The organism is Candidatus Neomarinimicrobiota bacterium (genome assembly GCA_041862535.1).
Classification (GTDB): Bacteria; Fidelibacterota; Marinisomatia; order SCGC-AAA003-L08; family TS1B11.
In genome coordinates, this window is the sequence record JBGVTM010000052.1 from 1 (window position 1) to 4,857 (window position 4,857).

The 4,857-nt window shown below is 57.4% G+C and carries 7 protein-coding genes; all 7 read left to right on the forward strand.

All coding sequences use genetic code 11. The features are described from left to right. Positions 1-270 (forward strand): hypothetical protein (locus ACETWG_02105; GenBank protein MFB0515381.1); only part of this gene is annotated, 270 nt, incomplete at its 5' end. Beyond that, positions 271-1,329, forward strand: a complete 1,059-nt coding sequence (locus ACETWG_02110; protein MFB0515382.1) for a mannose-1-phosphate guanylyltransferase — start codon at positions 271-273, stop codon at positions 1,327-1,329. It abuts the gene before it with no gap. 2 nt (positions 1,330-1,331) lie between these two features. Continuing rightward, positions 1,332-1,631 carry a hypothetical protein gene (locus ACETWG_02115; protein ID MFB0515383.1) on the forward strand — a complete coding sequence of 100 codons (300 nt, stop codon included), beginning with the start codon at positions 1,332-1,334 and terminating at the stop codon, positions 1,629-1,631. 79 nt (positions 1,632-1,710) lie between these two features. After that, positions 1,711-3,807, forward strand: coding sequence for an elongation factor G (gene fusA, locus ACETWG_02120; protein MFB0515384.1), 2,097 nt, complete (start codon positions 1,711-1,713; stop codon positions 3,805-3,807). Then, positions 3,804-4,298: an HIT domain-containing protein gene (locus ACETWG_02125; protein MFB0515385.1), complete on the forward strand. Its 495-nt coding sequence runs from the start codon at positions 3,804-3,806 to the stop codon at positions 4,296-4,298. The genes fusA and ACETWG_02125 overlap by 4 nt, the downstream gene beginning before the upstream one ends. 55 nt (positions 4,299-4,353) lie before the next feature. Further along, positions 4,354-4,674 carry a nucleotidyltransferase domain-containing protein gene (locus tag ACETWG_02130; GenBank protein MFB0515386.1) on the forward strand — a complete coding sequence of 107 codons (321 nt, stop codon included), beginning with the start codon at positions 4,354-4,356 and terminating at the stop codon, positions 4,672-4,674. Next, positions 4,661-4,857, forward strand: a 197-nt coding sequence (locus ACETWG_02135; GenBank protein ID MFB0515387.1) for a HEPN domain-containing protein, incomplete at its 3' end; no start/stop codon positions are given. The genes ACETWG_02130 and ACETWG_02135, both read left to right, overlap by 14 nt.

The following is a 4,857-nucleotide window of genomic DNA, read 5'->3' on the forward strand; positions in this document are numbered from 1 at the left end:
GTCACTTACACGGTCACCGATTCGGCCAGCTATGTCCTGCTACGCGTCCCGGCCGGATTTTACACCCTCTTCGCCCATGAGTTGATCGGCGACTACCCCCTGCCATTTTATAGCGGCCGCTGGGAACCCTATCACCGGGCCGCCCGTTTCAGCTATTACCCGGAGGTGGTCGAGGTGCGCCCCCGCTGGGAAGTGGCCGGTATTGATATTAACTTTCAGGTTGGAGCTCTTACTTTTCCCCAGCATGATAGCACTGTAAGAAGAGAGTAAATGCACTGTGTCATCTTGGCCGGTGGAGTCGGCACTCGCTTCTGGCCTAAAAGCCGCCGCCGGCATCCCAAACAACTTTTAGGCCTCATCAATAACAAATCCCTCGTCGTCCAGACTGTAGAGCGGCTGGAAAAGGATCATAATTGCGAAGGTCTTTACCTGGTGGCCTCTGATGAGCTCACACCGTTGATCAGGGCTCAGATCCCCCAGGTTCCTGACGAGAATTTCTTCATCGAGCCCAGCGGCCGCAACACGGCCCCGGCCATCGCCCTGGCGGCCTTTATCCTCCGTAAACGCTTCGGCGACGTCGTTATGGGCGTCTTCCCGTCAGACCATCTGATCCGGAAAGAGAAACAGTTCTATCGGGCGCTGAACCAGGCCCGCAAAAAGGCCGCCGAGGGACCTAACCTCATCACCCTGGGTATTCAACCGACCCGGCCCGCCACCGGTTTCGGCTATGTCCAATTCGAACGTAACGATGACGGCGATGTGCATCCCGTGATTCGTTTTACCGAGAAGCCGGACCTGGAGACCGCCAAGCAGTTCCTGGAGGGGGGCTTCCATCTCTGGAATGGCGGCATGTTCATCTGGCGGGTGAGCACCATCCTGGATAACCTGGCCCAACACCTACCCGCAACCTACGAGAAACTGGCCGGCATCGAACACCTCATCGATACCCCCGATTTCCAAGCTGCCCTCACCAAGATCTGGCCCGAGGTGGATTCCATCAGCATCGACTACGGCGTGCTGGAAAACGCCGATTCAATCTTCACTGTCGAAACCCGCTTTGAATGGAACGATCTGGGCAGCTGGCAAACCCTCCATGAGGTGCTACCCAAGGATAAGGCCGGAAACGCCGTCCAGGGTGACGTGACGATCCTGGACAGCTGCAACTCCCTGGTGCTGAGTGAGGACCGCTACACCGCTGCCATCGGCGTACAGGACCTGATCATTATCACCACCCCCGACGCCACCCTGGTACTTCCCCGCTCCGAGAGCGAGCGGGTGCAGGAGATTGTCCACTGGCTGCGAACCCGCCACCGTGAGGAGCTGCTATAGCCTTGCCCCGCCGCAATCCATTTGCCGAACTCGAGGCCTTGTACAACGATCTGGAGGAGGTGGCCAGCCGCCTGGGCTACGCGGTAATTGTCGACACCGGTCCCTTTAATGGGGGCGCCTGCCTGCTGGAGGGCGAAGAACTCATCGTCCTTAACAAGTCCACACCGCTGGAGCAGCGAACACGACTGCTGGCGGAGGCCCTCGCCTGCAAAGACCTCTCAGGCATCTACCTCAAACCCGCTACCCGCGCCGTTCTGGAAGATTACCTTGAGCGCGGACCAACCCTGAAGGGGATGCCATAGTATGAAAGCTCCGGGGTACAAATTGTACGCTATCAGAGCCATTAATAGATCCAGGAAACCATTATAGAGGAGAATCCGCATGTCCCTGTATAAAACTGAGGATATCCTAAACTTCGCCCTAGTCGGGCATGGCTCGGCGGGCAAAACCATTCTCTCCGAAGCCATGCTGTTCAACGCTGGTGTCATCAACCGTATAGGCACCATTGAGGCCGGCAATACGACCTCCGACTACCATGAAGACGAAATCGAGCGCCAGATTTCCATTAATGCCTCCGTTTTAAGTCTCCTCTGGGAGGGAAAGAAATTCAACCTTCTGGACACCCCCGGCTACGCCGATTTTTATGGCGAACTGCAGGCCGCCCTGCGCGTGGCCGACTTTGCCGTGGTCGTCATCCACGCCGTCTCCAACGTGGAGGTAGGCACTGAGCAGGTCTGGAACTCAGCCACCGACTACGGCCTCCCCCACCTCATCGCGGTTAATATGCTGGACAAGGAACACGCAGATTTCGACGCCGTCCTCAACGTGGCCCGCGAACGGTTCGGCTCCAAAGTCTTTCCCATCACCCTTCCCATTAACCAGGGGCCAGGCTTCAACCAGGTGGCGGATGTACTCCGTAAAGAGCTGTACACCTACAAAACCGATGGCTCCGGCAAGTACACCCATGAGCCCCTGTCCGGGGAATGGGCCGAACGGATCGCCAAGCTGCACGAAGAACTGATCGAACTGGTGGCCGAGTCCGACGATACCCTCCTGGAGAAATTCTTCGAGAACTACGAGCTCTCCGAAGAAGAGCTCCGTGGTGGCCTCCACGGAGCCTTCCTGAATGGCTCCCTGATCCCGGTTTTCGCTGTCTCTGCGCTAACCAATGTCGGCATCCGCCGCATGATGGATGTCCTGGCCAAGTATGGCCCCTGCGCCATCGACTTCAAGGAAGTGAAAGGCAAGGTTAGCGTTGATAGCGAAGAAGAAATCACCCGGCCCGCTACCGAAAATAGTCCTGTTTCAGCCTTCGTATTCAAGACGGTCAGCGAGCCCCATCTGGGAGAACTTTCTTTCTTCCGGGTTTACTCGGGCAAGGTGAAGATGGGCGCCGACCTGTTCAACATCAACCGCAGCAAGCAGGAGCGCATGGGCACTGTTTACAGCATGAACGGTAAGGATCGCAAGGAGCTGGGCGAGGTAGTGGCCGGTGACATCGCCGCGGTGGTCAAGCTCAAGCACACCCACACCGGCGATACGCTCTGCGGCAGCACCAATCCCATTGTGCTCCCGAAAATTCACCTGCCGGAACAGAAAATCCGGGCCGCTATCGCTCCCAAGGCTAAGGGTGACGAAGACAAAATCAGCAACGGTCTCGCTACCCTTCACGAAGAAGACCCCACCTTCCTCTTCGAGTATGACCCCGAGCTGAAACAGACCATCATCTCGGGCCAGGGCGAGCTCCACCTGGAGATCGTTATCCAGCGACTCAAACAGCTGTTCAAAGTAGAGGTGGACCTGCTCCCACCTAAAGTGCCGTACCGGGAGACCATCAGTTCCAGGGGCGAATCCAAGTATCGCCATAAGAAGCAGACCGGCGGTGCCGGCCAGTTCGCTGAAGTGTGGATGTACATTGAGCCACTGGCGCCTGAATCGGGCGCCGAGTTCGAAAGCAAGGTAGTAGGCATGGCCATCGACCGGGCGTTCATACCCTCTATCGAGAAGGGCGTGCGGATCGCCACCGAAGAGGGGGTCCTGGCCGGCTACCGCTGTGTGGACTTCAAGGCGGTGGTCTATGACGGTAAGCAACACCCGGTGGATTCCAAGGACATTGCCTTTCAGATCGCTGGCCGGGAGGCCTTCAAGGAGGCCTTCATGAATGCCAATCCTAAACTGCTGGAGCCCATTTACGAGGTGGATGTTCTGGTGCCGGAGGAATTCATGGGCGACGTCATGGGTGACATCTCCGCCCGCCGGGGTAAGATCCTGGGCATGGAGACGGAAGGCCGCCACCAGCGGGTAAAGGCCCACATCCCTCTGGCCAACCTGGACCAGTACGCCACCGCTCTGCGCTCCATGACGGGGGGCCGGGGCCTTCACAACCAGCGCTTCGCTCACTACGAGAACATGCCCCACGACGAGGAGCAGCGGGTCATCGCCGCCGCCAAAAAAGAGAAGGAAGAGGCCCAGAATTGAATATCAAGCGCCTCTGGGCTCCCTGGCGACTGGAATACGTCCAGGCCCCTAAACCAGCCGAAGGCTGCATTTTCTGCGACAAACCCGCCGCTAATGATGACCTGGAGAACCTCATTGTCTACCGGGGTGAACATGCTTTCGTAATGATGAACCTGTATCCCTACAATAACGGTCACATTCTAATCGCACCTTACGCGCACGTGAATGAGTTTGAGGAGCTGGAGCCGGAGGTCCAGCTGGAGATGCTCAACCTGGTCTCGCGGGCCATGACCATCATGCGCCGGGAAATGAAGGCCGGCGGTTTCAATTTCGGGGCCAATATTGGGGCTGCCGCCGGGGCCGGGATCGAAGAGCATGTACACCTCCACGTGGTCCCCCGCTGGATCGGCGACACCAACTTCATGCCAGTGGTGGCCAGCACCAGGGTCCAGGTGCAGACCCTTCGGGAAACCCGGAATCTGCTGGCAGCAGCTTACCTCAAGGACGACTAGCTAATGGCCGGGATTCGAAGGCAACAGTCAAAAGGAGAGTCTGAAGGGCATCAGCATGGACGTTGATGAACAAATTATTAAGGAAGTCGTCCAGCACGTCCTTAGCGTAACCCGACCGGACCGGATCATCCTCTTCGGCTCCGCAGCCGCCGGTCACCTGACACCCGACAGCGACATAGACCTGCTTATCCTTGAACCTATACCCCGTAACACAAGGGAAGAAAGCGTACGCATTGGGAACGCATTACGCGGACTGGGCTATCCCTTCGATATTATGGTCATGGCTACCGTACGTTTTGAGGAAAGCAAAAACATCATTGGCGGCCTCGCCTATCCGGCCAACAAATACGGGAAGGTCATCTATGAGGCCTCCTGAGGAAGTGAAGCGCGAATTCCTCCAGCAATGGCTGGAAAAGGCTGCCAAAGACCTCGAGCTTGCCGCGCATCTGCTCGGGGAAAATGCCCCTTACCTGGATGCCATAGGCTTCCACGCCCAGCAGGCCGCCGAGAAATACCTGAAGGCGCTTCTCGTTCACTATCAGATCGAATTCTCCAAAAC

Excerpts from the sequence above, each read along its gene's own strand:
- ACETWG_02110 (MFB0515382.1), top strand. The coding sequence starts at position 271 with ATGCACTGTGTCATCTTGGCCGGTGGAGTCGGCACTCGCTTCTGGCCT.
- fusA (MFB0515384.1), top strand. The coding sequence starts at position 1,711 with ATGTCCCTGTATAAAACTGAGGATATCCTAAACTTCGCCCTAGTCGGG.
- ACETWG_02130 (MFB0515386.1), top strand. The coding sequence starts at position 4,354 with ATGGACGTTGATGAACAAATTATTAAGGAAGTCGTCCAGCACGTCCTT.